Origin of the sequence: Caldalkalibacillus uzonensis, from assembly GCF_030814135.1 — a bacterium.
Taxonomy (GTDB): Bacteria; Bacillota; Bacilli; order Caldalkalibacillales; family Caldalkalibacillaceae; genus Caldalkalibacillus; species Caldalkalibacillus uzonensis.
On record NZ_JAUSUQ010000009.1, the window covers coordinates 55,210 to 78,407 of the forward strand.

Below are 23,198 nucleotides of genomic sequence, written 5' to 3' on the forward strand. Positions count from 1 at the left end.
CCCAGTCGCCGCTTATGGAAACGGATGCGGATATGGATTAAGCTGTTCCAGTGTCAGCGGTTGTTTTGCATAGCCGAGTTCCATTGGCACCCTCAACACCCTTTCCAGCCCCGTTACACGGGTAAGATGATGCCCGAACGTCATCGGCAACATCCCCGGAATCAGCGCCTTTACACAATGGAGTCCGTTTCGGCTTATTTCCGGTGTTGTCTGGTTCACCACTATCACGTCGAGGTTCAACCGGCGAAACACCTGAAGAATGTCCCGCAGGTCATCGGTCAGATCCTTATGCCTTACTCCCCGCTTGAATTCCTCATCAAACGTTCTCAATGGACGATTTTCATCCAGCAAAAATTGCAGACGCTCCTCCGCTTGCGGCAAACCGTACACCATGCCATGATCATCCATCTTTCGCACCAGGGTAGAATCTTGCAACATGCGCTCATACTCCTCTTGGTTCGCCTCAAATTTCTCATCAAGCGTCAGCATCATACCAGCCAGCTCGTGAACCGCACTTTTCACTGCCCGGACAGGGTCCGGATGAGCTCCGGCCCCACAGATGATATTCAATCCCCTTGTCTTCCTGTTTTTTGCCAACGCCCAGACGCTTGGAATCCCATTCTCCATCGTCGAGTTAAACAAATACAGATCATACCCCGCCACCGCACGGACACGTTCGACCATCAACTGAAATTCCTGATCATCAACGGAATAAGGGTCAATACGCGGGATAGGCAATTGGGCGTACCAGGTCATCAGAAATGAATCTCGTTCCACCACTTCCAAAATGCCGTAGAAAATGGCTTCCTCCAAACTTCCGCCCAACGCGCATCCGTTGGAAGTTTCATAGACAAATCCTTGCCCGCAGCCCAAGCTGTAATAGGCAAGCAACTGTGGAACCAGAATCGGACGCTCTTCTAAAAAAGAATAACCCCATACCCAATCCATTGGGCGGTCAGGATCAAACGGTTTAAATGGAAAATCAGGCCGTGCATACTGTTCTTTCGCGTGCAATCCTACCTTGACGGGATTCAGCGCTTGATCTGACAAATTGCGGTAACTGTCGTGGATGACCGTCCGTTTACCGCGGGGAGCCAGACCACAGTACCGTTCCAAGCCCTCCAAAATAGCCGTTATTTCGCTTACCGCATAGGAATGAGTCCGGCCTGCTGCTCCCTCGTCGCCCGTGAACAACGGCAGGTTTACACTCGCATCGGCAAACGGCGAGATGAGGTTATACATTTTCCCATTCAATAAACCAGTCCGGTCATCTAGATAGTCATCGACCAGCACTTCCTTCAGGTCATCTATTGAACGGCAGCGGTAACTGTCGGCATGAATCTTCGGACTTGGTTGAAGTGAGATGTGGGCTGCTGCCAGCGAATCATCGGGTAATTGACCACAAACCGAACACAGCGGATCGGGCAGAAAGAAGTGACGTGAGCTCTTCAACGTTTTCAGGTTGATCAACAATACCCGGCCTTCCAAGTGGGGCCGTTTGCCCTCTAGCACCCTTTGCGCCTCCGCTTTAAGCAGGTAAGCCATCTGCAAAAGGCCCGTACGCGATGCCCAGGCGTCACGTGTGATTTCTTCTTGAGCCCCCAGTCTCTGTTGCAGTTCAAACATCTCCCTGCGGTCACGTCCTGCTATGAGGCGCCGCCAGTCAGCACACTGGGAACATCCCGGCGTACCCGGGCGAACCAGCGGTCCGATGACGCCATCGCCAAATGAAATGAAACCTCGCAGCCAAGGGATGTTGGTTGGTCGCAAAACCTCTTCCGCCTGTTGATGAACGGAGGGATGCCAGGCATCGTGCACCACCAGAACCAAATCAGCCGCTTCCGGTACTCCAGCCTCGAAACCGGTGTGACGAATGACCTGGTATTGTCCGGACAGTTCTCCGCATACGAAGTCCGCCAACAATCCTTCTCCGATGACCACCACCACAGGATTCACTGAGATTCCTCCTCTCGCAGCAACACACCAAACACTCCTGCCAATCCCTCTTTCACAAATGGTTCCAACGCCAGTTCGAAGACCAAAAGACGCTTGCGATTCCGTTTCAATCGCTGCATGGCGGACAGTAAGAGCTCGGATTGTGCCGTCTCTTCACACGCAGGGATGTCAAGGCTTAGCGGCGCCTTTTCTTCCCACAACACGGACGAAACCTCCAACGGTGGTGTCGGGAGGTCAGTCGCTTGGTTTTGTGCCTTCGTAACCGCCTGTTGCAACGCCTGCCGCAACGCCAGTGTTACATTCAATCCTACACTTCCATACCAGCGGTCTTTCGTACCGACCCATACCACAGGGAAGCCGCACACTTCCTCTCCCAAGCCGATTAGTGGTGCTCCCTGCATCGTGGTCAGTGCCTGCAAATAAAACCGGCAACGTTCATCTTCTATGGCACTCAATTGCACCCGAGAGACAGAATAAGTCTGATCCTCCTTTTGCTTGACCAGCTCCTCGGCCAAACACTTTTGCAGCCCACGGCAAACGCCTTCCGCAAACGTTTCCCCCGCTCCGATACCAACAAATTCCTGCGGTACTGCCACACTACCCTCTGTCGCTTCCTTATGTGGGGGCAGAGTCGTAACGAAGAGACCGGCCATTCGGGACACATACGCTTCAATTCCGGCAAGTCCCGCTTCCCGGCGTGCTTCGTCATGCGTCAGCCCTGTACAGATTATTTCCGGTAAAAGCTTAGCCGGTCCTTCCGACAGCGGGTCGGCTGGCTGAACGCGGCACTGTGCTAACGGAAGCTGCCTTAAATCACCTTCCTCCCAAATATGAAAAATCCCTGATTCCGCTGATGTCAATGAGCCGAAGTAAGATAGCAATGCACCAGGCTTACTTTTTCCTGAACTTCGTCTGAGCAGAAGTTCGGGATCCTCAACCCATTCGGCATGCGCATTTCTTGCCACCAAGGGATGAGGCAGAAACGAATGCCAATTGCCTTCCAACGTCTCCAGATCCAGCAGGAAAAATTGATTATTCCGTTCCGGTTCGGTCACTCCCGTCACCGTTTTAAACAATTCAAACACGATTAGATTGGCCAACATCGCTTCTGCTGTGGAAGAGAAGGTGGAGAACTGTGGATCTTTATACAGCGCGGATTGGTGTATGCGCCGCCACGCTGACTCCCAACATCCGTTAGAGTCCGGATGCACCACAGGACCTGCCAGACCTGCCTGCTCCACAAACATGGCGGGGAGGAATCCCTTCTTCTCTTCCCTGCAAACCGTATGAACAGCCCGCAATTCCTCTATATCGCCCTCCTGAGACACATACAAAATCCAATCAAACGGCTGCATAATCTCCTGCCAAGCACTTACCCTCTCATTCTGCAGCGTGATCTCCTCTACCGCCACCTCGGGGTCCGTTTTACGGGCATGTGCCTCCAGTTCCACTAACCGCTGCCGGTTAGTCGGCACTGAGTCCGTGACCAGCACGTGGAACTTGGGCAATCCGGCTTCAAGCAACGCAGAAACCAACGAGACAAAAAAAGGGCCGGCACCGATCGCCAACACTTTGGCCTGACGAAAGGCTTGAAAACGATACGCACCCGAATCGCCAAAACTGTCCAAAAATTCAATTTGAGAAGCATACTTTTTAAGAATCTGTTCCGTTAATTGATGTGGACGGTCTTGGCTTACATCCCGAACAAACCCGTTTCGATACAGCACTTCTGCAATTTCATACACCCGGTCCCGGTACGGGCCAGGCAATCCGTCTGTCAAATCCCCCAACGTGTACTCCCCGTTGAACATCGGTATCAGTTTTTCAATCCACTGATCGATCGTACTGCCTTCCATACGGAACGAACATAAGTTGTTCCGAACATACACACCGCCGTTTGGATCAGGGAGAAAAAACGTGTCCCTTTTCACTTTCAGACGCATAGAAGGGGTCAAATTTGTCATTCCGTTCCTCCTAACCTTGAGCTGTTCTCAAATCTGCATCATCACTTTCACCATTATCCTATGTAGCGCAATTTGTCTATTATGTCTAATCTATAGAGAAGAGCCCCTACAACAACTTATGTAGAGGCGGTATCTTCTCCTTAGGCCACCACGGTTCCCGTTCGAAAACCGAATTGATTAACCACTGCAACGACCGCCACAATTACCGGCACAATTACCCCCACACCTAAAACAGTTAGCGCAACGAAAACAATTGGAGCAGCGAAAACAGTTAGCGCAACGAAAACAATTAAAGCAACGAAAACAGTTAAAGCAAATAAAGCCGAAGCATAGTCGGGCCTGATCGGCATAGTACTGGTTTTGGTCCCAAGGAACTGGCTCACTTGCCTGAAAATCTCCAGTATTCAAATTTTGAAGTTCCTTTTGAAAATCATCCATTTTCATAACCTCCTGTAAATTAAATGAACATGCCAGCCAACCTGAGTGAGGAACAGAACAAACATCACCAGAAAAACAACTGGCATAACAGGTAAAGCCAACAATACTTCGTACTTTCACCAACAAAATATGAACGATGATTGGGTGTTGTTACTGATTGAAGTGCCTATTTTCTATTGTTTTTTTGAGAAAATTAAGAAAATAAACTGTATAAACAAAAAGTCTTAAATTACAATAGGTGGTGCATAAAATAATTTAAGATTTCAAAACAAATATTGATAAAAAAATACGAAGAACACTTAATGGACATATTGGACAATATCGCAGCTGATGTGATCACTTCCGCTCGTTTACGTAAAAAAGAAGGGCATCCAATGCCGAAACAGGAGGATCACCGTGATGAAAAGTCGATTGAATCAAGAAATGCTCGATGAGCTTGTCGCTCATACGGCAAAGAAACCAAACATTTTTGGAGTTGTAATGTGTGTAGAAAAAGGCGATGACTCCATGGAACTGGTGAGTGCCGCTGGAAATATGCACACGGATGATCTCTATTTCATTGCCAGTGTCACCAAAATGTACGTGACTACCGTTTTGTTCAAATTACGTGCGCAAAGGTATCTCCAATTGGAAGACCCTATTTCCAAGTATTTGCCCAAAGACATGACCGAAAGGATTCATGTATTAAATGGAATTGACTATACCCATCAAATCACCATCAAGCATCTGGTGTCCAATACATCAGGAATCCCTGACTACTTTTCCTCCGATGTTTTTAAGAACTTGGTGAATGGTGAAGATCAGTCCTGGAATGTGGAGAAGACGCTGCAAGTGATTAAAAACAAAAAACCGAGATTCTCACCCGGGCAGAAAAGGAAAGCTCAATACTCAGATACGAATTTTCAGTTGCTAGGCAAGATCATTGAAGTCGTGACCGGGGAAAGTCTGTCCTCCGTATACCAACGCTTGATTTTTGACGAGCTCTGTTTGGAAAAAACGCATGTATTTGATCATAAAGAACCACGGAATGAGCAACCAATCTCCATGTATTACAAATCAAAACGGCTTGATCTGCCGCTGTACATTTCTTCGATTCCCGCGGAAGGAGGCGTGGTGTCCACCGCCAAAGAAACGATGCGGTTTTTACGGGCTTATTTTGATGGACATCTTTTTCCCCGGGAAGAACTTCAGGAATTACAGCAATGGAATCTTCTGTTTGCGCCTTCCCTGTCTTTTTACGGACTTGGTCTGGCGATACAACCTTTATTTCTTCCAGATTTTATTCGTAAAAGCGGGCTAATGGGCCACTGGGGGCAAACGGGGGCATTTGCTTTCTATCATCCGCCAACCGATCTTTATTTTACTGGTACTGTTAATCAATTAACTGGACACTTTCACGCCATAAGACTGATGTCCAAAATCATTCGAAAAGAACGTGTTCGAGAAAACGAATGATCATTCTGTCCTAACCCAGTGGATCTTATCCCGCCAACATATAAAAAATACTAGGGATATCCACTCCATTCAATATTTTGATGCTTATTATGTAGATTTGTCACTAGCGTTGCGTTATAAAAATTTTTACTCTCTTCTCAACACCTGACCATCAGACTTTATATGTATTGTTGGTGACAATTGATCTAAACGATCAACGACCCGCTGCCGCTCATGATGTGCTTCGTCTAAATACCGAATCAGCCCAAAATCTATTTTAGCGGGCCAGATTTTTACATCAGTTATGTGTTCGGATGTTAACTGAATGTCTAAGGCTATTGTGTAGTTTGCCTTTTCAGTGGTGCTAGTTGTAAACACGAAATTTCCTAATGAGAACGCAGTAATCTGATCATCATCTCTCCATTTAATTTCCTGTAACACATGAGGGTGAGAACCTACCACAATATTGGCACCTGCTGATACCAACTTTTCTTCCAATTCTAATTGGACATCATTCGGTATATCCTCACGTTCTATTCCCCAGTGTACGTACACAATGACCATATCTACTTTAGATCTCCACTGCTCTACCACACTAAGCAAAGGTTCATCCATATAAGCACTGGCCATTCCAGGCTTATTTTCTCCTGCTACCCAATCAGTGGTAGGAATGACTCTCGATACCCCAATCACTGCAAATGAGACCCCATTAATTTCGTCCACATAAGGTTGAAATGCCTGTTGCAGATTATGTCCTACACCAATGTAAGAGTACCCTAACTGATCAAGTTCATGCATCGTTTCATCCAGTGGGGCGTCCATGCCATGATTATTGGCCAGTGTAAAGAGTATCTTATCCTTCAAAGGTTCAAATAGTTCAAATCTGGATGGTTCAGTTTGAAAGGCGTATGTTTTGTCCTCTAACTTACCACTTGTTCCAACTGCTGTTTCCAAATTGGCAACAACCAGATCAGCTTGTTCTAAGAAAGGCATAAACTCAGATAATGGGTAATCATTTCCCTTTTCATCCATCACTTTCGCTACATTCCCAGTCATCATTGTATCTCCTACAAACATTAGGCGTAGCATTGACTTATTCTCATCAATCTGCTTATCTGTGTCCTGCTTTTCTGAGTCCTGTTTAACTTCATCTTCATACTGACGAACTGCATGATTATCAGCAGCCGCTGGCCGGTCTGGCTCAGGTAAATCCATTTGATCCAACGGTTCATCTGGCTGAGATATCATCTCTTCACCCTGACAAGAAACAAGGACGAACATCAAAAGCAAGAGACAAAGTAACCTTAGTTTTTTTGAAAAATTTAATTTGATAAATATATTGGGCTTCAGAATGATCAAATTATCTCTCCCCTATCCCCTCTGTATCGACGATCATCCCAGTACGATAAAATGTGTTTTTCTCTTTCTTGATGAGCACGCAAAACCATCTTTAGATAAGGGCAATAAAGGGGTCCCCCAAAAAGTTATGTCAACATTTGGGTAGCCCCCTAAGTATATTCTATTATTTTGCCCTCACCTTGTTCTCAAATTTTCCTTTGTGGGAACCGTCACAAAAAGGCTTATTACCAGACAGACCACATCGGCATAAGAAAGTTGCTTTTTTGGTTTCAATACGTTGCCCTTCTCCATCATACAGTTCGATTTCACCCTTAATGGCAATGGGCCCGTTATCGTTAATGGTCACTTTCACTTCAGACAACATGATTCACCTCCCTGCATTTAAAAAATTCTGATTATATTTCCTTCTTCATTTAGAAGAACATATATACATTTCCTTGTCAATACTGGGACTTTTTTGCTTTGAATGTTTTTTTCTTTTACTTTTAAAAAGGCTGTAACATAATATTTAAAAAAATCCTTAAGTCCATATCGGTCTATGAATTTTGTCGAGATGTTAAAACAATACTTTTCTTCTTTTGTTTCCGATTTTAATATAGTACTTTCCATTATCTTCGTTATAAAATAGCCTTATTTTCAGCCATTTTTAAAGGTGTCCACACTTCATGAAATCTGTAGTAGGGCATTTCTATCCTCCTTCTTCACAACCCTTTAGGCCTGTTTTTATTTCTGGTACATTTTACGTGCAACAACATGGCATATGCTTATAAAATGAGAAGGAGGTCCTGAAACCCTTTGCCAGGAACACATCACTTCTAAGGAAATAAAAAAACTGATACCATATACGGGAGGTTCAACACTTGAAATCATATCTCATTAACTGTCTGGCCGTGGGCATCGGAGGAGCTCTTGGCACCCTTTTCCGTTACTTGATTAACATCTCTATCCTTGGGTCTCCTTTTCCTTTGGCAACCGTCATTGAAAATATTGTGGGCAGCTTTGTGCTGGGGGGCTTAACAGGTTGGCTTGTCTTTAAAAAAATAAAAGAGTGGTTGAAAACAGGCCTGGGTGTGGGGCTATGCGGAGGATTCACCACCATGTCAACTTTGGCAGCTGATACCGTTATGGTTTACCAAAATATGGACATGGGCTGGGCATTTTTCTATATTACATTATCTCTGTTTGGCGGGATCATCTTTGCCGGGTTAGGTTACCTGCTGGGGGTAAAACTGGGTGAGCAAACCGCCCAAAGGAAAGCAGGTGAACAAACATGAACCTTCTTCTGTTAACTTTAGGCGGCGCATTTGGGGCTGTTTCCCGTTATATGGTTGGCATCGTGATCATGAGAGCATTCCCTAATCCGCCTATACCTGTTGCGATGGTTAGCGTCAATTTTTTAGGATCGCTTGGTTTAGGCTGTTTTTTGGGCCTCTACTTTGGTTCCATTCCTTTTGACGCCTATGCCTATCCGCTATTTCTGCTCCTGGGCGTTGGCTTTTTTGGTGCTTTCACCACGTTTTCCACTTTCAGTGTGGAGGCGGTTCAGCTGATCCGGGATAAACAACCGGCTAAAGCACTGCTTTACATCTCGGCTTCCATCTTAGGGAGCATTGCTCTTTTTTTGCTGGGGTTCAGTTTGTCCCTAACCGATTAAAATCTTGTCCATTGGCCGGAATCGTTCAATTTATTTAACTACTTCCTTTAAGACCTTTACCATATTCACTTTTTCATTCGTCTCATGTCCCCATCCAATTGTTTCCTTAACAATATTTCCGTTGTAGTCCACCTCCATCACTGCCTGAAAAGGGAATGATTGACCAAAGCGGAAGCGGAGATCGGTCCATTTTAAGCGCAGGATGTCTCCCTCACGGCGCTTTTCAAAGTAAACATATTTGGCGAAATACAAAAAGGCATCCAGCACATCACTTTTCTGTCTCCATCTCTGCCAGGCTTGCTGCCAACTCTTGGGTAATTTTATTTCCTCTCGGTACTCACCGTTCCTCAAGCGGCCCAGAATATATCGGTCCTCCGTTTCAACTATCACCTGCCAGTTGTTGAAGCGGAATGTGGGAGTCACACTAATGCTTACAGGTTTGTACTTCCGGTACAAGCTTGAAATACGTCCTAGTTGAAAACGGTGCAGGTAAATCCGTATCAAAACATACAGCAAGGTTAAGCCGTTAAGCCCGGCAAATAATGGCCCAGGCGATATGTTCCCTGTCCACCACAGGATAATCCCGGCCAGTTGAGTGAGAAAGATATACGGGTCCAAGATCATGAGCACATCTTTGGCCAGCCACTCCTCTGTAAACGGACGTAGTGCCTGTGTACCGTAGGTGTTTAATACATCCAGACCTACATGAACAAGCACAGCAATAAAACACCACATCCATAGCAAGGACCAAGACAGTCCATCAACAAAGGGGATGATCAACAGGGTGATCAAGGTTGGCCAAATAAACCAAAAGGGAATGGAGTGTGAAATCCCCCGGTGATATTTGAAATAAGCGGCATCTCCTTTTAAGCGGCAAACACAATCAAAATCAGGTGCTTGAGAAGCAATCACCGTGCCAATGGTAACAGCCAGCCCAACAGAAGGGGTGGATGCCACCTCAGGATGAAGATGGGCCAAACCACCAAGTCCGGCCCCAATCAGAAAATGACTCGCCGTATCCATGGTATCCTTCCTTTTAGTGAAATCTTAAAGTCAAAAAGCCGGGATTAAGCATCCCAGCTAAAACGCACGCCATATTTTCCGCTTTTCACTTTAAATACTTCAACCATCTGGGGAGCATGGCACCCCATAAGCCACCAATCATGTTCAATACGAATTTTTAAGCAATTGGCTTGAAATTTGCTGTCATATAGTTTGCCCCAATAAATCCAGTTCATTTTTCCCTCACACCTGCATTAACTTGGTCTATTTATCATCATATCCAAATGAACCGGATTTAATCGTCATTATCCCGCTTGTTCTTCTCTTTGTTCCAGCTGCACTTCTTCCGCTTCCTCTTGGTCTCGCAGACGGTGGGCCAGGCGGCTGGACGCACTGGCGGCAATACTGCACACCAGGTCATCCAAAAAAGTATTGACATGTGAACCGATCTTAGAATCCAGCTTTTTGATAATACCCACTTTCTCTTTATCCAAATAGCCAAAGGTGGTCACGGCAATACTGCCATAACCAAAAACAGAACCCAAGGCTAATGTTTCATCACAGCCGAACAAGCCCTCATCATTCTCTACAATACTTTGCAACGGCTCGGACAACAGTTTTTTCTCAGCAAGCATGTCCAGCTCAATCCCCACCAAGAGCGCATGCTGAACTTCCCTCTTCTCTAAAACGGCTTCAACCGACTCCACACATGCAGCCATATCCAAATCCGGTTTGTACGGGGATTGCATTTGATATACAATCTCAGCAATATCCTTGATGGAGACACCTCTCTTACGTAGCAGATCTAATGCTGCTTGTTTTACTTCTTTACTATGCACTCTGTTGTACATCGCAAAACCTCCCTGTTTCCCATTACCCCTGCTAGATGGAAGTTAAACCATTTCACTTTTGCTAATCGAGTGATTAGTGCTATCATTTTAACATATTCAGCTGTGCAAGGGGAGTGACAAACGCTAAAATATGATACAATAACAATATGTATGCCAAGAAGGAGGGTACACATCATGAAATTGGGCATAGCCATTTATCCACCCAAAGATATTCAGGATATTGCCAATTCATTCCGCAAACGTTACGACCCCCGTTATTCTCTCATTGCACCTCACATTACAATTAAAGAAGCTTTTGAAGTTGCTGAAGATCAATTGCCTGAGATTGTTCAGTATTTACGCCAAGTGGCTCAAGATACTGAGCCGATCCCACTTCACATTTACAAAGTGAGCCACTTTCACCCGACCAACAATGTGCTTTATCTAGCCATTAAAGAGGAACCGCGGCTGACAGCGTTACACCATAAATTGCATGAACCGCCACTCTTGAAGCATGAACATAAATATCCTTTTGTTCCACATATCACCATTGGGCAAGAGATGTCTGACGACGAGTTGCACGATGTCTATGGCCGTTTACGAATGAAGTCATTTGAGTTCTCTTTTACGGCTACCCGCTTCCATCTTCTCTATCAATTGGAGAATGAAACTTGGACAACTTATGAAACCTTTCTGCTTGGCCAGCAAGGGTAGGTGGTCGTCAAAATGAAAAAAGAGTTGTAAGACGGTGACTTACAACTCTTTTTTTGCTTGTTCATCTTGTGCCTGCTTCATCTGTTTTAAGTGCTCCAGCGCCTCCCTTGGGACCGGCTGAGAACCCAAGTCTGAGTGGAAAACTTGCCCATTCCGTTCGCCGTGATAATCAGATCCACCGGTCGCAATTAAGTGAAGCTCTTTAGCCATACGGCTATACTTGTCAACCTCACTGTCCGTATGATCAGGATGAAACACTTCAATGCCTTTCAGACCAATTGCGGCCAGCTCTTCGATTAAGGGATCATCATCATATAAACCTGGATGAGCCAGAACCGGAATGCCCCCATAGCGCAAAATCAGACGGACTGCATCTTCAGGGGAAATCCGCGGAGGATTGACATAGGCTTTGCCTTCCCGCCCTAAATACTGTTCAAAAGCTTCTTCCATAGAATGAACAATGCCTTTGTCCATTAATACTTCGGCCATGTGGGGACGGCCAACATTGCCCTCAGGTTGTGTCTGTTTGGCCTTTACCTCTTCCATGGTGATGTCTATGCCCAATTCATTGAGGCGGGCCACCATTAGCTCATTGCGCTTCGCCCGCACATTCCGTAATTTTTTCAGCTCTTGCTGAAGACCTTGCTGCTGATATTCAATGTAGTAACCCAAGACGTGTACATCCTGACCATGGCGCAACGTACTGATTTCAATACCAGGAATCACCTCTACCCCAAGCTGACGTCCAGCCTCAAGCCCTTCTTCTAAGCCACTTACCGTATCATGATCGGTTATGGCAATAGCTTGCAATCCCTTTTTCTTGGCCAGACGCACATTTTCTGTCGGGGTGTTGGTTCCGTCAGATGCTGTGGTATGGGTATGCAAATCAATGACTGCCATTGAACTCCTCCATTTCATTCATCACACGAATCATTAAGTCAGGACGGTCGGTGATGATCCCCTCCACGCCCTTCTGAAGCAGATCGCGCATGACCTCCTCTTCATTGATCGTCCAGTAATAGATGGGCATGTTTAACTTTTGGGCGCCGTCAATCAAGCGTTGGTCGGTCAAACTGAAAAAGTTATACTCTGGTGGCAGAGAGATCACATCGGCTTGCGGCCGATACAAGCGATTGAGAAATGTTTTATGATAAAAAGCAAAGCGCATCGCCTCTTGTTGTCCCGCAACAATCGGCACCTGACCCTGGGCATAGGTTTGAAAATGATCAAGAATTTCATCGTCAAAGGAGGCGACAAGCACTTGATCCTCCATCTTGTACGCCTCAATAAGTTCCCACAGCTTGCGGGCCAGCAGCGCTTTGGGCGTTTCTCCGTCTCCGGTCACGTCCGGCAAGTAACCGGGGGATTCCTCATCAGGTTCAGCATACTTTAACTCAATCAGCATGCGTGCTTCAGGAAAAGTTTCAAACACCTCACTGACGGTGGGGATGGTGATGCCTTGGTTACGATAGATGAAATTGCCACGGATATCACGAAACATATAAGCTGCATCCAAAGCCCTAATCTCCTCCAAGGTGAGTGCATCCACCCGGCCTTCCCCGTCAGTGGTCCGGTCAACTGTTTCATCATGAATCACCACAAGATGGCCGTCACGGGTCATATGCACATCAAATTCAATCACATCAGCCCCCAGCTCCAACGCTAGTTCAAAGGCCAGCAGTGTGTTTTCCGGGGCAATGTCTGCACCCCCCCTGTGGGCGATGACAAGCGGATCCTGATCCCCTTCAAAAAAAGGATAAGCGGGTCGCTCAGGCACAACAATTAAAAACAGAGCCAAGTAAGCCAAAGCCAGAAATAAGAGAACGCTTAAGATAATTTTGAAGATTGGCTTTTTCTTCTTGCGCCGACGAATATACGGCGTTGGTGCATGATGAACACGTGTTTCCATCCGGCTTCTCTCCCATATTAATCTGTTTTCATCATACCTGTTCTATGTAAGAAAAAAAAGAGAAAATCTGTTACTATCTTATACAAAAGATGGTAAAGCCCATCATATTTTGTTCATGTTTCTGGGCGAAAAAAGACCCCCTGTTTTAATCAGAGGGCAGTCACTTGCACTTTTCTAATTATATCCAATTTAGGCATATTGGTCAAAATATAAACCTTTCCCGGTGTGATATTTAATCTTTTCCGGCCATTGGACATAACGTTTAACGGGAGAGTTCACTTCTTTTTTGATCACAGGTTGTACTTTCGGGACCTTGGACTGTACAGGGGGAATCATATTCATGGCCACCCGGTACGATTCAGGGAAATAAAGAGGATAATAACCCATCTGTATCACCTCGGCCAGTGACTTCTTGTTATTATCTATATTCCCCCTGCCCCCTGTTATGAATCATCTTTGTGGATTGAGTTCAGCCAGACAGCCGGATGTCTTAGCTCCAATCATTTATCCACGGCACTTAGATGCTGCCCAGGATATTAAATCCGGAATCAACGTGAATGATCTCACCAGTGACACCGCTGGATAAATCACTGAGCAAATACAGTGCCGTCTTGCCTACTTCTTCCTGTGTCACTGTACGGCGCAGTGGTGCTTTTTCTTCAATGGTCTTTAGAATACTGTTGAAGTCTTTCACGCCTTTGGCTGCCAGGGTACGGATCGGCCCCGCTGAAATGCTGTTGACACGAATGTTGTGCGGGCCCAGGTCATTAGCCAAATATTTGACAATAGAATCCAAAGCAGCTTTGGCCACACCCATCACATTATAATTGGGGACAACGCGTTCTCCGCCCAAATAGGTCAGTGTGACAATGCTGCCACCCTCGGTCATCAGCTCTTTGGCTGCCCGGGAGACAGCAACCAGTGAGTAGGCACTGATGTCTTGGGCTAAATGGTATCCTTCTCTTGAAGTATGAACAAACTCCCCTTGCAATTCTTCCGTTTTGGCAAAGGCAATGCAGTGGGCCAGGCCATGGATGACACCCACTTTTTCCTTAATGGTGGCGAATGCTTCAATAATCTCCTCATCCTTGGTTACATCACAGGGTAAGAGCAGCGAATCATCACGGTCAAGGGTAGCAACCAATTCCTCTACATTTTTCTTTAAGCGTTCACCTTGGTATGTAAAAATTAAACGTGCGCCGGCATCATGCAATGCTTTGGCAATTCCCCAGGCAATACTTCTTTTATTTGCAACTCCCATAATGACATATGTGCGTCCAGCCAACATTTGATTCATAAGGGACCTCCTCAACTTGATATTTACTATTAGTATCTGGTCTTAAACCTATTCTCCATTATATCATGTTTTCCAAGCGAGTGACTAGCTAAATCCGGCTTTTTGTTATATGATGCTATAGGGAATAAAAGTTCTAGTTTAGTATCACGATAAGGATGAACCACGATGACTAAAGAAAAAAGCGTATGGCAACGTCTTGACTATGGGTTATTATTTCTTGTCTTTTTGCTGTCTTTATGCAGTTTTATCGCCATCTACAGCGCCACCAATGTCAGTGAAGAATATGGCACGTATCACTTTTTAATCCGCCAAATGATCTGGTATGCGTTTGGTTTTGCTGTATTATTGGTTATGTTGCTGTTTGACTACCGGCAGTTGAGACACTTATCCATCCCCTTCTACGTCACCGGTATTATCCTGTTGCTCTTGGTCATGCAGTTCGGTGAGGAAGCGAAAGGGGCTCAGCGCTGGATTACCATTTTTAATTTTAATCTCCAGCCTTCTGAGTTTATGAAAATCTTTTTGATCATTGCTATCGCCCATTTTCTGGTGCGGGAGCAAGCCAAGACACTCAAAGCCTCATTTAAGCAAGATCTATGGCTGACCGTCAAAGTGGGCCTGATTACCATTGTGCCCTTCTTTCTCATTTTGAAACAGCCTGATTTGGGCACCTCCCTGGTCCTGGTGGCCATTATGGGAACGATGGTGCTGGCAGCCGGGATTTCCTGGCGTGTTATCTTTCTGATGGCAACCGCCTTTGTGGCCATAATCACTGGCCTTGTTTTTCTGTACTTTGTCAACTTTGATCTGTTCAGCAAATTTATTGCTTCTCACCAGCTTAGCCGGATTTACGGCTGGCTGGATCCCTATTCAAGCCCCGGTCAGTTCGGGTATCAGCTGATCCAGGCCCTGATGGCCATTGGCTCAGGCCAGCTGATGGGTACAGGTTTTAACCAGGGGGTGCAAGCCAGAGGTTATATTCCTGAAGTACACACCGACTTTATCTTTGCCGTGATCGGTGAAGAGTTTGGTTTTATCGGGGCCAGTGTACTTATCGCCATCTACTTTATTTTAATTTACCGCTTGGTGCAGATCGCCCTGACTTGTAATGACCTGTTTGGCTCTTATCTAGTGGCCGGTATAATTGGCATGCTTGTCTTTCAGGTCTTCCAAAATATAGGTATGACCATCGGCCTGATGCCCATCACCGGTCTGGCCTTACCGTTTATCAGTTATGGCGGGAGTGCGCTCTTAACCAATATGATCGCCATAGGTATTGTGCTCAATGTACACATGCGTACCAAAACGTATATGTTTGACTAGTATCATGGTTGCCGTTTAAATTCAGGCTTAAACCTCCGCTATGCCTTGGAAAGCTATATGACTTGGAGAGAGCGCGATGTACGATATTATCGGAGATGTACATGGGTGTTATCATGAACTGCTCAACCTGCTGGAGCAGCTGGGTTACCGGGAGCAAAACGGATTGTATCAGCACCCCCGTGGCCGACGCATGGTCTTTGTGGGCGATATTACTGACCGTGGGCCTCACTCCATCCCCACGTTACAGTTCGTTGTCCGGCATGTAAACGCTGGCCGGGCCCTGTATGTGCCCGGCAACCACTGCGACAAGCTGTACCGCTTTTTCCTGGGGCGCAATGTGCAAATAACCCATGGCTTGGAAACGACGGTGGAGGAATATCAACGTCTTACAACGGAAAAAAAACAGTGGGTAAAAACACGTTTTATCCATTTAGTTGAAAATGCCCCCCTGTATTTAGTGCTGGATGAAGGACGCCTGATTGTCAGCCATGCCGGCATCCGCCAAAATATGATTGGCCAACAAAACAACAAAGCGGTCAAAACCTTTTGCCTGTATGGGGACATTACTGGGGAAAAGGATAAAGACGGTTTTCCTGTCCGCCGGGATTGGGCCAAGCATTACACTGGAGAGGCCTGGATTGTCTACGGCCATACTCCTGTGAAACAGCCCCGTTTCGTCAACCGTACTGTCAACATTGATACCGGCTGTGTGTTTGGCGGCCATTTAACCGGACTCTCCTATCCTGAACTGACGTTTGAGATGGTGCCCTCCTCTCTCCCCTTTGTAGCGGAAAAGTTCCGTCTTGATTAACCACTAGTCTATAAACGACTCCCGCACCCGCTTCCAAAAAGGAAAGGGGCGAAAGCGGGCAAAGCGGATCCGTTCCTTAGCCACCTTGAGCCGGATATACTCCACATGCTTCTCGATCAAAGACAGATGGTCAATGGTCACCTGATAAGCGACATCATTTTGCGGCTTCAACAAACACGTATGATGGGCCGGTAAAATCAGGGGAGATCCGATGGTGCGGTAGACCCGGTTATTGATAGAGGCCATTTCCGTAATTTGAATGGAAGCCAGAGAAGGATGGACAATGGCCCCACCTAAACTTTTATTGTAAGCGGTACTTCCCGAAGGGGTAGAGATACATAGTCCATCCCCGCGGAATGTTTCGAAGTGATCCTCGTTCACTTCCAGGTTCATCACCAGTGACCCTTCGGTTGTCTTTACTGTGCATTCGTTAAGCGCAAGGTGTCTGGAACGTTGGCCCTGCCCATGAACCACTGTCACTTCCAGCAAAGGATAAGCAACAATATCCATGACTCCCTGCTCATCCACGGAACCTTTGGTGATGGAAGTGACCAAAAGGTCCAGCTCTTCCGGGCGCCAGTCGGCATAAAAACCGAGGCGCCCGGTATGGACGCCCACAAAAGCCACTCTGGCTACATGATGTACATAACGGTGAAAGGCCTCCAGCATGGTACCGTCTCCTCCCACGCTGATAATGAGCATGGGATTCCCCCCATCTTCCACCCACTTAGCCTCGGTTAAGCGGCGAACCAATTCCTCTTTCAGTTGGTTGGACAATGTATCTCCACGGGATATAATCGTAAACCTCATCATCTCACCTGTTTCTGGTGTTCTTTTTAGCAAAAGCTTTTTGAGCTTCCTGAATCTCATCTTTGATTTTAGACATTTCCTCATCTAAGAGAAACGAAGCTTCAGCTGCCCGTTGCAGGCGTTTTTGAATATGCGTGGGGATTTCTCCTCCATACTTATAATTAAGAGAATGTTCAATAGTGGCCCAGAAATTCATGCTTAAGGTGCGAATTTGGATTTCCACCAAAATATGTCGCGGGCCGGAAACGGTATGAATCGGATATTCAATCACAATGTGATAACTGCGGTAACCACTCTCTTTTTGCTCACGGACATAATCTTTTTCTCCCAGCACTTTTAAATCGTTGCGTTGTTTAATCAGTTTAACGACAGTATAAATGTCATCCACAAACTGGCAAATAATGCGAATTCCCGCGATATCTTTCATCCGTTTTAAAATTTGGTCTTCAGGGATGTTTTTTCTGGCCGCTTTTTGCAAAATACTAGGCACTGGCTTCACTCGTCCCATGACAAATTCAATAGGTGAATGAATACCCATGCTGACATATTCTTCACGGATGCCCTTAAACTTAATCTTCAACTCTTCCACCGCTTGATGAAAGGGGATCAATTCTTTTTCCCAGTTGATTTGCATCTGGTACCCCCCTAACCCACATTCTTTTTCGGCAAGATACAATCTTCACACCAAATAAGCATCTTGCTCATTCAGCCCAGGCTGGCATCAGCTTGGCCATGATCAACTGAGCAATGTGCTGATGGTTTGAGAAAAATGTTCTTCAACCAGATCAGCCATATCCTCCCCATAGTTGGCATTGCCTCGCATATTACGGATCAGCTCCACGCACTCGTCATGAAATTTTTTTAAGGGAATGCTGCGGTATGGGGAACCATCCTCCGTCACAGATAAGACCAAAAACACATCCTGTTCACCAACCAGCACACCGTCAATCGTTCGCCACAAAGAAAGCGGAAAACGTATGTATTGCCACTGACCATCTATCTCTATGACATAGATCAGCTGTTTATGATCAGAATCCATCAAGACCCGTTCCACAGGTTGGACTTCTTGTTGTTCATTCAATTGGTTATAAACTTCATCTTTAAAAAAACACAGGGCCATAAACTTATTTTTCGATTCAATGCGTTCAATGATATATCGCTGCTCTTGACTCATACTCATTCCTCCTTCATCATTTATTCTAACAGATATCGGCTTAAAATGTCCTTTACTTGCTCGGAGCTTAAGGACAGCTTGTCTACTCCAGTGATCAGAAAACAGGAAGGGAAGAATGTTTATGAAACAACCCTTGGAAGAATCCTTGTACCACCGTCTAGGCGGGGAAAAAACACTGCAACAACTGGTTGAAGTCTTCTATGACAAAGTGGCCCGTCACCCCGATCTGGCTCCTATTTTTCCCGATGATTTTACCTTGACCAAAGAAAAACAGTTTAAGTTCTTAAGCCAGTTTTTTGGCGGACCTGATTTGTATAACCAAGCCTACGGGCATCCCATGCTAAGAGCCCGCCATCTGCGCTTCCCTATTACTCCCACACGTGCAAGAGCATGGCTGGCCTGCATGCAGGAAACGCTGGACGAGCTTGGTCTTGAGGATCATATCAAACAGGAGATGATGATGCGTTTGACTTACACGGCCCAGCATATGATTAATACCCCAGAACAAGAAAATTAAGCTGCCATGTTTCCTCAGATAGGCTACGATGGAGCTATCAACATTGACAAGGCTAAAAGAGTAATAAAACAAGCCAATGAGGGGGGAAAAGCATGACTGAAGAACGGTTTGATCGTCTGGAAAAAATGGTAAGTGACTTGATCGGTATTGTTGGCACCACCAATACGAAAGTGATTGAATTAATCCAATCAGTGGATCATCTCAAACAGGAAATGACAGAGTTCAAACAGGATACACAAAACAGGATGGGAAATATTGAACAATCATTATTTCCTCTGATGCAAATGGAACGGCGCCAGGACAGCACTGTTGTCCGTCTGGACAGGGTGGAAGCCGATGTGGCGCTGATCAAAGAAAAGCTGCACCTATAAAAAACGAAGCAGGGGCTGTCCGTACTACCAAGGGACAGCCCCTTATGGTATAGCTTATCTTAGAAGCAGATCCTCCAGCTCCGTTAACGTCCCTTCAAACACGTTTAAGGCTTGGCGGACCGGCTCCGGTGAGGTCATATCCACACCGGCTTTTTTCAACAGTTCAATGGGGTAATCGGAGCCCCCGCTCTTCAGAAACGACAAGTACCGTTCAACAGCCGGTGCCCCTTCATTCAAAATCTGCTGGCTTAACGCAGTGGCCGCAGCAAATCCTGTGGCATATTTGTACACGTAGAAGTTGTAATAGAAATGGGGGATGCGGGCCCACTCCATGGCAATATCTTCATCAACCACCACATCTTCGCCGAAATAGGTCTGGTTCAAAGCGTAATACAGTTCGGAAAGACGGTCAGCTGTCAGTGCTTCTCCTTCTTCCACTTTCTCATGGATCAGTTTCTCAAATTCAGCAAACATGGTCTGCCGGAAAACAGTACCCCTGAAGCTTTCCAAATAATGATTCAAGATATACATGCGCTGCTTGGGATCATCCATGTTCTGCAACAAATAGTGGGTCAACAGGGCTTCATTCAGCGTTGAGGCCACTTCAGCCACAAAGATAGTATAATCCGAATAGATATACGGCTGTTCTTTCCGTGAAAAATAACTGTGCACCGAATGGCCCATCTCATGGGTTAAAGTAAATACGTTATCCAGATTGTCCTGGAAATTGAGCAGAATGTAAGGCGGAGTGCCATAAGTGCCGCTGGAATACGCCCCGCTTCGTTTACCCACATTTTCAAAAACATCGATCCAACCGCAGTTAAATCCTTCGTCAACAACGGCCAGATACTCTTCTCCTAACGGTTGCAGGGAGTCACGTACCAGTTGCTTGGCCTGTTCATATGTATACTTCATCTCCACATCTTGTACAAGCGGAACATAGATATCATACATGTGCAGCTCATCAAGCCCGAGCGCCTTCTTGCGCAATTTCATATAACGTTGGAAAACAGGAAGTGCTTCATGAATGGCAGCAATCAGGTTCTCATAGACCTGAACCGGTACATTGTCCTTATCAAGAGAAGCCTCAAGGGACGACGGATACTTACGCACCCGTGCATAAAAAATATCTTTTTTCACATTGGCATTAAGCGTGGCAGCCAAGGTATTTTTTTGTTTCTTAAACGTGTCATACATGGCCTTGAAGGCGTCTTGCCGCACCCGGCGGTCCTTACTCTCCAGGAACTGGATATACCGCCCGTGGGTTAATTCCTTCTCCTCCCCATCTTCATCCGTAATTGTGGGGAACTTCATGTCGGCGTTATTAATCATGGTAAAAATATCGCTGGGGGCGTTGGCCAGCTCCCCGGCCTGGGCCAAGATCGCTTCTTCTGGGGAGGAAAGCGTATGCTCTTGCTGACGTAAAAGCTCATCCAGATAGTGTGCATATACTTGCAATGCCTCATTCTCTTGCACATAGGACCGAACGGCAGTTTCATCGGCACTTAAAATTTCCGGTGAAAAATAGGACAAAGCGCTGGAAACCTCCACATACAGGCTGGAGGCCCGGTTATCAAAGGCCACATATTTGGAATTGGTGGTATCTTCATCCTTTTTGAGGTGGGCATAGACATAGACCTTGCCCAGTTTTTGGCCTATCTCGTCTCTTTTCCGCAATGCTTCCAACAGTGTATCGGCCGACTCCATCAAGCGCCCCTCATACCCTTTGATTTGAGGCAGAAGGTTTTTTACCTCTTTAAAAGCCTGCTCCCATTCCTCATCTGATTTAAAAATTTGGGTTAAATCCCACGTATACTTCGGGTCCAGTTCGGAACGGTTGGGTAACTGGCCGCTTTTCTTTTGTTCTTCAGCCATGGCAACATCCTCCTTTTTCAACTGGGATATGGTTCCCATTTTATTTCTTTATTGTTCCCTAAAATCCTGCAAAGGGTTAAACATTTGGCAAAACGACATACTAAGAATGGAAAATGACTGAACAGGGAGGCATGCGCATGGGTTGGTACCAAAAATTGAGGCAATATTTCCCCCCTGAGGAAATGAAAAAGAAAGAACAAATGGAAGCTTTGCTGAAGCAAAATCCCCATTACAAAAAAGAAGAGACAGACAGCTATATTATGTTATATGGCGAATACTCCGATTTTATTTTTGTAGATTACATTCTGGTGGATAAAGAGAAGCGTGGGCAAGGCATTGGGCAGCGCCTGTTAGAAGAACTGAAGGCGAAAGGAAAGACGATTATCTTAGAAGTGGAACCGGTGGATGAAGATGATCCCGATACGGTCAAACGGGAACGGTTTTACCTTTCCAATGGGTTTAAACGAACGGAACATATCCGCTATTACAGGGACGTAGGTGAAACTTCCCCTGAGCTGAACCGCATGGAGCTGTACTATTGGTCTCCACAAGGGGAAGTAGACGAGGAAGTCATCCGCGAGCAAATGGTTAAGGCTTATGAAGATATTCATCACTACCAGTATGAGGAGTACTTTGACCGTTGGGAGCCTGATCCGGAAAAGCTGATCCAGTACACACCTGATGCTCCGGAACAGCAGGTACACTACCTTGAGCAGGGAGATGATCATGATCCCGATCAACCACAGGTGTAGGGGAAACACAGTACCCTTCATGGCAAGTAAAATGGAAATGACATCCTGTCACTCTTATGCTATACTAAAAATGAATGACCATTCACTCGAAGCAAATTCTTATCCAAACGGGGACGAATTTTGATTAATAAAGTAAGGAATCTTGATGATGTAAGTAAAATGGATAGAGGAGATTAACCATGCTGAAGATATCTCAACACGGTGATGTGGTTCAAGGCCAATTGTTTCACAAACGCTTCCCGCTTACTGTTTCCTTTTTCCTGATTGACGGATTATTGGTGGATACAGGCGCACCCATCTTAAAACAGACTTTAAAAGATTATTTTAAAGCCGAGTCCATCGCACAGGTCGTCTTAACCCACCACCATGAAGACCACTCGGGATGTGCAGGCTGGCTGAAGCGTGCCAAACAGGTGCCGGTTTACATGCATCCGCAAACGAAACGCATTCTGGAAGCACCTCCTTCCATCCCCATGTATCGTAAGCTGGCCTGGGGACAAATGGAAGCCGTACAGGGGGTTGAGGTTGGCAATGAACTGGAGACAGACCGGTTTAAGTTTAAGGTGATTGATACTCCGGGCCACTGCCAGGATCATATTAGTCTCCTGGAGCCTAATCACGGCATTTTATTCAGCGGTGATCTGTTTGTCTCCAAAGTGATCAAGTACAGTTTGCGCGATGAGTCGGTCAAGCAGATGCTTGATTCCATTAACACGCTGTTAACGTACGACTTTGAAGAAGTCTATTGCGCCCATGCCGGCCGCGTCAAAAATGGCTATCAGGCTTTCAGGGAAAAGAAGGCCTATCTGGAAGAACTGATTGAGCAAGTGCTTGATTATTACCGGCAAGGCATGAGCATCCAAGAGATTAAAGAAAAAATCAATCCCAAGCCGGACTGGAACCATTACTTGACGATGGGGGAATTTTCTTCTTATAACATGGTGAAACATATCATTGACGAATATGGTTCACCGCTCAAGGTCAGCTAAATTATCCTGTTAAAGCAAC

Annotated in this window: 26 protein-coding genes; 10 read left to right on the plus strand and 16 right to left on the minus strand. The window is 45.9% G+C overall.

Features of this window, described 5'->3' with window-relative positions; all coding sequences use genetic code 11:
- Window positions 1-12: 12 nt before the first annotated feature.
- The 3 genes from J2S00_RS12360 to J2S00_RS12370 all read right to left on the minus strand — a co-directional run bounded on the left by J2S00_RS12360 (window position 13) and on the right by J2S00_RS12370 (window position 4,364).
- Entirely contained in the window at window positions 13-1,956 is a 1,944-nt protein-coding gene (locus tag J2S00_RS12360) for a TOMM precursor leader peptide-binding protein (protein WP_307340137.1), read from the minus strand.
- A complete protein-coding gene (locus J2S00_RS12365) occupies window positions 1,953-3,920 on the minus strand; it encodes a putative thiazole-containing bacteriocin maturation protein (RefSeq protein WP_307340139.1) in 1,968 nt (655 codons plus the stop codon). Before J2S00_RS12365 ends, J2S00_RS12360 begins: the two co-directional genes overlap by 4 nt.
- Before the next feature lie 177 nt (window positions 3,921-4,097).
- A complete protein-coding gene (locus tag J2S00_RS12370) occupies window positions 4,098-4,364 on the minus strand; it encodes a heterocycloanthracin/sonorensin family bacteriocin (protein ID WP_503128587.1) in 267 nt (88 codons plus the stop codon).
- 405 nt (window positions 4,365-4,769) lie between these two features.
- Here J2S00_RS12370 and J2S00_RS12375 point away from each other — a divergent pair, with 405 nt between their 5' ends.
- Window positions 4,770-5,813 (plus strand): serine hydrolase domain-containing protein, encoded by a 1,044-nt coding sequence (locus J2S00_RS12375; RefSeq protein ID WP_307340145.1) that lies wholly within the window; start codon window positions 4,770-4,772, stop codon window positions 5,811-5,813.
- A gap of 126 nt (window positions 5,814-5,939) precedes the next feature.
- Here J2S00_RS12375 and J2S00_RS12380 read toward each other — a convergent pair whose 3' ends face one another.
- Both J2S00_RS12380 and J2S00_RS12385 read right to left on the minus strand, forming a co-directional pair.
- Window positions 5,940-7,151: a CapA family protein gene (locus tag J2S00_RS12380; RefSeq protein WP_307340148.1), complete on the minus strand. Its 1,212-nt coding sequence runs from the start codon at window positions 7,149-7,151 to the stop codon at window positions 5,940-5,942.
- 163 nt (window positions 7,152-7,314) lie between these two features.
- Entirely contained in the window at window positions 7,315-7,512 is a 198-nt protein-coding gene (locus J2S00_RS12385; RefSeq protein ID WP_307340151.1) for a CDGSH iron-sulfur domain-containing protein, read from the minus strand.
- Between the two features lie 499 nt (window positions 7,513-8,011).
- On the opposite strand from J2S00_RS12385, the gene J2S00_RS12390 reads away from it, so the two are divergent.
- Window positions 8,012-8,425: a fluoride efflux transporter FluC gene (locus tag J2S00_RS12390; protein ID WP_307340154.1), complete on the plus strand. Its 414-nt coding sequence runs from the start codon at window positions 8,012-8,014 to the stop codon at window positions 8,423-8,425.
- Complete coding sequence (gene crcB / locus J2S00_RS12395; protein WP_307340157.1) at window positions 8,422-8,805, plus strand: fluoride efflux transporter CrcB; 384 nt, start codon at window positions 8,422-8,424, stop codon at window positions 8,803-8,805. Before J2S00_RS12390 ends, crcB begins: the two co-directional genes overlap by 4 nt.
- Before the next feature lie 30 nt (window positions 8,806-8,835).
- Here the strand turns inward: crcB and J2S00_RS12400 are convergent, their stop codons facing one another.
- From J2S00_RS12400 to J2S00_RS12410, 3 genes are all read right to left on the minus strand, one after another.
- Window positions 8,836-9,828: a metal-dependent hydrolase gene (locus J2S00_RS12400; RefSeq protein WP_307340159.1), complete on the minus strand. Its 993-nt coding sequence runs from the start codon at window positions 9,826-9,828 to the stop codon at window positions 8,836-8,838.
- A 44-nt stretch (window positions 9,829-9,872) separates the two neighbouring features.
- Window positions 9,873-10,043, minus strand: a complete 171-nt coding sequence (locus J2S00_RS12405; RefSeq protein ID WP_307340163.1) for a hypothetical protein — start codon at window positions 10,041-10,043, stop codon at window positions 9,873-9,875.
- A 69-nt stretch (window positions 10,044-10,112) separates the two neighbouring features.
- The gene (locus tag J2S00_RS12410) at window positions 10,113-10,658 is read right to left on the minus strand and encodes a phosphatidylglycerophosphatase A family protein (protein WP_307340166.1); all 546 of its coding nucleotides are present in this window, start codon (window positions 10,656-10,658) and stop codon (window positions 10,113-10,115) included.
- Between the two features lie 174 nt (window positions 10,659-10,832).
- Here J2S00_RS12410 and J2S00_RS12415 point away from each other — a divergent pair, with 174 nt between their 5' ends.
- The gene (locus J2S00_RS12415) at window positions 10,833-11,351 is read left to right on the plus strand and encodes a YjcG family protein (protein WP_307340168.1); all 519 of its coding nucleotides are present in this window, start codon (window positions 10,833-10,835) and stop codon (window positions 11,349-11,351) included.
- Window positions 11,352-11,390: 39 nt separating this feature from the next.
- Here the strand turns inward: J2S00_RS12415 and J2S00_RS12420 are convergent, their stop codons facing one another.
- The 4 genes from J2S00_RS12420 to fabI all read right to left on the minus strand — a co-directional run bounded on the left by J2S00_RS12420 (window position 11,391) and on the right by fabI (window position 14,557).
- Window positions 11,391-12,251, minus strand: coding sequence for a PHP domain-containing protein (locus tag J2S00_RS12420; protein ID WP_307340170.1), 861 nt, complete (start codon window positions 12,249-12,251; stop codon window positions 11,391-11,393).
- Window positions 12,238-13,260: a glycerophosphodiester phosphodiesterase family protein gene (locus J2S00_RS12425; protein WP_307340171.1), complete on the minus strand. Its 1,023-nt coding sequence runs from the start codon at window positions 13,258-13,260 to the stop codon at window positions 12,238-12,240. Before J2S00_RS12425 ends, J2S00_RS12420 begins: the two co-directional genes overlap by 14 nt.
- A gap of 189 nt (window positions 13,261-13,449) precedes the next feature.
- On the minus strand, window positions 13,450-13,656 hold the full coding sequence (locus J2S00_RS12430; RefSeq protein WP_307340173.1) for a hypothetical protein: 207 nt from the start codon (window positions 13,654-13,656) through the stop codon (window positions 13,450-13,452).
- A 121-nt stretch (window positions 13,657-13,777) separates the two neighbouring features.
- On the minus strand, window positions 13,778-14,557 hold the full coding sequence (fabI, locus tag J2S00_RS12435; RefSeq protein WP_307340175.1) for an enoyl-ACP reductase FabI: 780 nt from the start codon (window positions 14,555-14,557) through the stop codon (window positions 13,778-13,780).
- A 165-nt stretch (window positions 14,558-14,722) separates the two neighbouring features.
- Here fabI and rodA point away from each other — a divergent pair, with 165 nt between their 5' ends.
- A complete protein-coding gene (rodA, locus tag J2S00_RS12440; RefSeq protein WP_307340178.1) occupies window positions 14,723-15,880 on the plus strand; it encodes a rod shape-determining protein RodA in 1,158 nt (385 codons plus the stop codon).
- A gap of 76 nt (window positions 15,881-15,956) precedes the next feature.
- Window positions 15,957-16,691, plus strand: a complete 735-nt coding sequence (gene prpE / locus J2S00_RS12445) for a bis(5'-nucleosyl)-tetraphosphatase PrpE (protein WP_307340181.1) — start codon at window positions 15,957-15,959, stop codon at window positions 16,689-16,691.
- A 3-nt stretch (window positions 16,692-16,694) separates the two neighbouring features.
- On the opposite strand, the gene J2S00_RS12450 is transcribed toward prpE, so the two are convergent.
- The 3 genes from J2S00_RS12450 to J2S00_RS12460 all read right to left on the minus strand — a co-directional run bounded on the left by J2S00_RS12450 (window position 16,695) and on the right by J2S00_RS12460 (window position 18,675).
- Window positions 16,695-17,501: an NAD kinase gene (locus J2S00_RS12450; protein ID WP_307340184.1), complete on the minus strand. Its 807-nt coding sequence runs from the start codon at window positions 17,499-17,501 to the stop codon at window positions 16,695-16,697.
- A gap of 4 nt (window positions 17,502-17,505) precedes the next feature.
- A complete protein-coding gene (gene yjbM, locus J2S00_RS12455; protein ID WP_307340188.1) occupies window positions 17,506-18,135 on the minus strand; it encodes a GTP diphosphokinase in 630 nt (209 codons plus the stop codon).
- 102 nt (window positions 18,136-18,237) lie between these two features.
- On the minus strand, window positions 18,238-18,675 hold the full coding sequence (locus J2S00_RS12460) for a UPF0738 family protein (protein ID WP_307340191.1): 438 nt from the start codon (window positions 18,673-18,675) through the stop codon (window positions 18,238-18,240).
- 121 nt (window positions 18,676-18,796) lie between these two features.
- On the opposite strand from J2S00_RS12460, the gene J2S00_RS12465 reads away from it, so the two are divergent.
- Both J2S00_RS12465 and J2S00_RS12470 read left to right on the plus strand, forming a co-directional pair.
- A complete protein-coding gene (locus tag J2S00_RS12465) occupies window positions 18,797-19,192 on the plus strand; it encodes a globin domain-containing protein (RefSeq protein WP_307340194.1) in 396 nt (131 codons plus the stop codon).
- Window positions 19,193-19,284: 92 nt separating this feature from the next.
- Window positions 19,285-19,563 (plus strand): hypothetical protein, encoded by a 279-nt coding sequence (locus tag J2S00_RS12470; protein WP_307340197.1) that lies wholly within the window; start codon window positions 19,285-19,287, stop codon window positions 19,561-19,563.
- A 54-nt stretch (window positions 19,564-19,617) separates the two neighbouring features.
- On the opposite strand, the gene pepF is transcribed toward J2S00_RS12470, so the two are convergent.
- Window positions 19,618-21,438, minus strand: coding sequence for an oligoendopeptidase F (gene pepF / locus J2S00_RS12475; RefSeq protein ID WP_307340200.1), 1,821 nt, complete (start codon window positions 21,436-21,438; stop codon window positions 19,618-19,620).
- 137 nt (window positions 21,439-21,575) lie between these two features.
- Here pepF and J2S00_RS12480 point away from each other — a divergent pair, with 137 nt between their 5' ends.
- Complete coding sequence (locus J2S00_RS12480) at window positions 21,576-22,190, plus strand: GNAT family N-acetyltransferase (RefSeq protein WP_307340202.1); 615 nt, start codon at window positions 21,576-21,578, stop codon at window positions 22,188-22,190.
- A 179-nt stretch (window positions 22,191-22,369) separates the two neighbouring features.
- Window positions 22,370-23,179, plus strand: coding sequence for an MBL fold metallo-hydrolase (locus J2S00_RS12485; RefSeq protein WP_307340204.1), 810 nt, complete (start codon window positions 22,370-22,372; stop codon window positions 23,177-23,179).
- The last annotated feature ends 19 nt before the right edge of the window (window positions 23,180-23,198 follow it).

Coding starts and splice junctions, on each gene's coding strand:
- J2S00_RS12365 (WP_307340139.1), bottom strand. CDS start 3,920: ATGACAAATTTGACCCCTTCTATGCGTCTGAAAGTGAAAAGGGACACG.
- J2S00_RS12370 (WP_503128587.1), bottom strand. CDS start 4,364: ATGAAAATGGATGATTTTCAAAAGGAACTTCAAAATTTGAATACTGGA.
- crcB (WP_307340157.1), top strand. CDS start 8,422: ATGAACCTTCTTCTGTTAACTTTAGGCGGCGCATTTGGGGCTGTTTCC.
- J2S00_RS12400 (WP_307340159.1), bottom strand. CDS start 9,828: ATGGATACGGCGAGTCATTTTCTGATTGGGGCCGGACTTGGTGGTTTG.
- J2S00_RS12405 (WP_307340163.1), bottom strand. CDS start 10,043: ATGAACTGGATTTATTGGGGCAAACTATATGACAGCAAATTTCAAGCC.
- J2S00_RS12410 (WP_307340166.1), bottom strand. CDS start 10,658: ATGTACAACAGAGTGCATAGTAAAGAAGTAAAACAAGCAGCATTAGAT.
- J2S00_RS12415 (WP_307340168.1), top strand. CDS start 10,833: ATGAAATTGGGCATAGCCATTTATCCACCCAAAGATATTCAGGATATT.
- J2S00_RS12420 (WP_307340170.1), bottom strand. CDS start 12,251: ATGGCAGTCATTGATTTGCATACCCATACCACAGCATCTGACGGAACC.
- J2S00_RS12425 (WP_307340171.1), bottom strand. CDS start 13,260: ATGGAAACACGTGTTCATCATGCACCAACGCCGTATATTCGTCGGCGC.
- fabI (WP_307340175.1), bottom strand. CDS start 14,557: ATGAATCAAATGTTGGCTGGACGCACATATGTCATTATGGGAGTTGCA.
- rodA (WP_307340178.1), top strand. CDS start 14,723: ATGACTAAAGAAAAAAGCGTATGGCAACGTCTTGACTATGGGTTATTA.
- prpE (WP_307340181.1), top strand. CDS start 15,957: ATGTACGATATTATCGGAGATGTACATGGGTGTTATCATGAACTGCTC.
- J2S00_RS12450 (WP_307340184.1), bottom strand. CDS start 17,501: ATGAGGTTTACGATTATATCCCGTGGAGATACATTGTCCAACCAACTG.
- yjbM (WP_307340188.1), bottom strand. CDS start 18,135: ATGCAAATCAACTGGGAAAAAGAATTGATCCCCTTTCATCAAGCGGTG.
- J2S00_RS12460 (WP_307340191.1), bottom strand. CDS start 18,675: ATGAGTCAAGAGCAGCGATATATCATTGAACGCATTGAATCGAAAAAT.
- J2S00_RS12465 (WP_307340194.1), top strand. CDS start 18,797: ATGAAACAACCCTTGGAAGAATCCTTGTACCACCGTCTAGGCGGGGAA.
- J2S00_RS12470 (WP_307340197.1), top strand. CDS start 19,285: ATGACTGAAGAACGGTTTGATCGTCTGGAAAAAATGGTAAGTGACTTG.
- pepF (WP_307340200.1), bottom strand. CDS start 21,438: ATGGCTGAAGAACAAAAGAAAAGCGGCCAGTTACCCAACCGTTCCGAA.
- J2S00_RS12480 (WP_307340202.1), top strand. CDS start 21,576: ATGGGTTGGTACCAAAAATTGAGGCAATATTTCCCCCCTGAGGAAATG.
- J2S00_RS12485 (WP_307340204.1), top strand. CDS start 22,370: ATGCTGAAGATATCTCAACACGGTGATGTGGTTCAAGGCCAATTGTTT.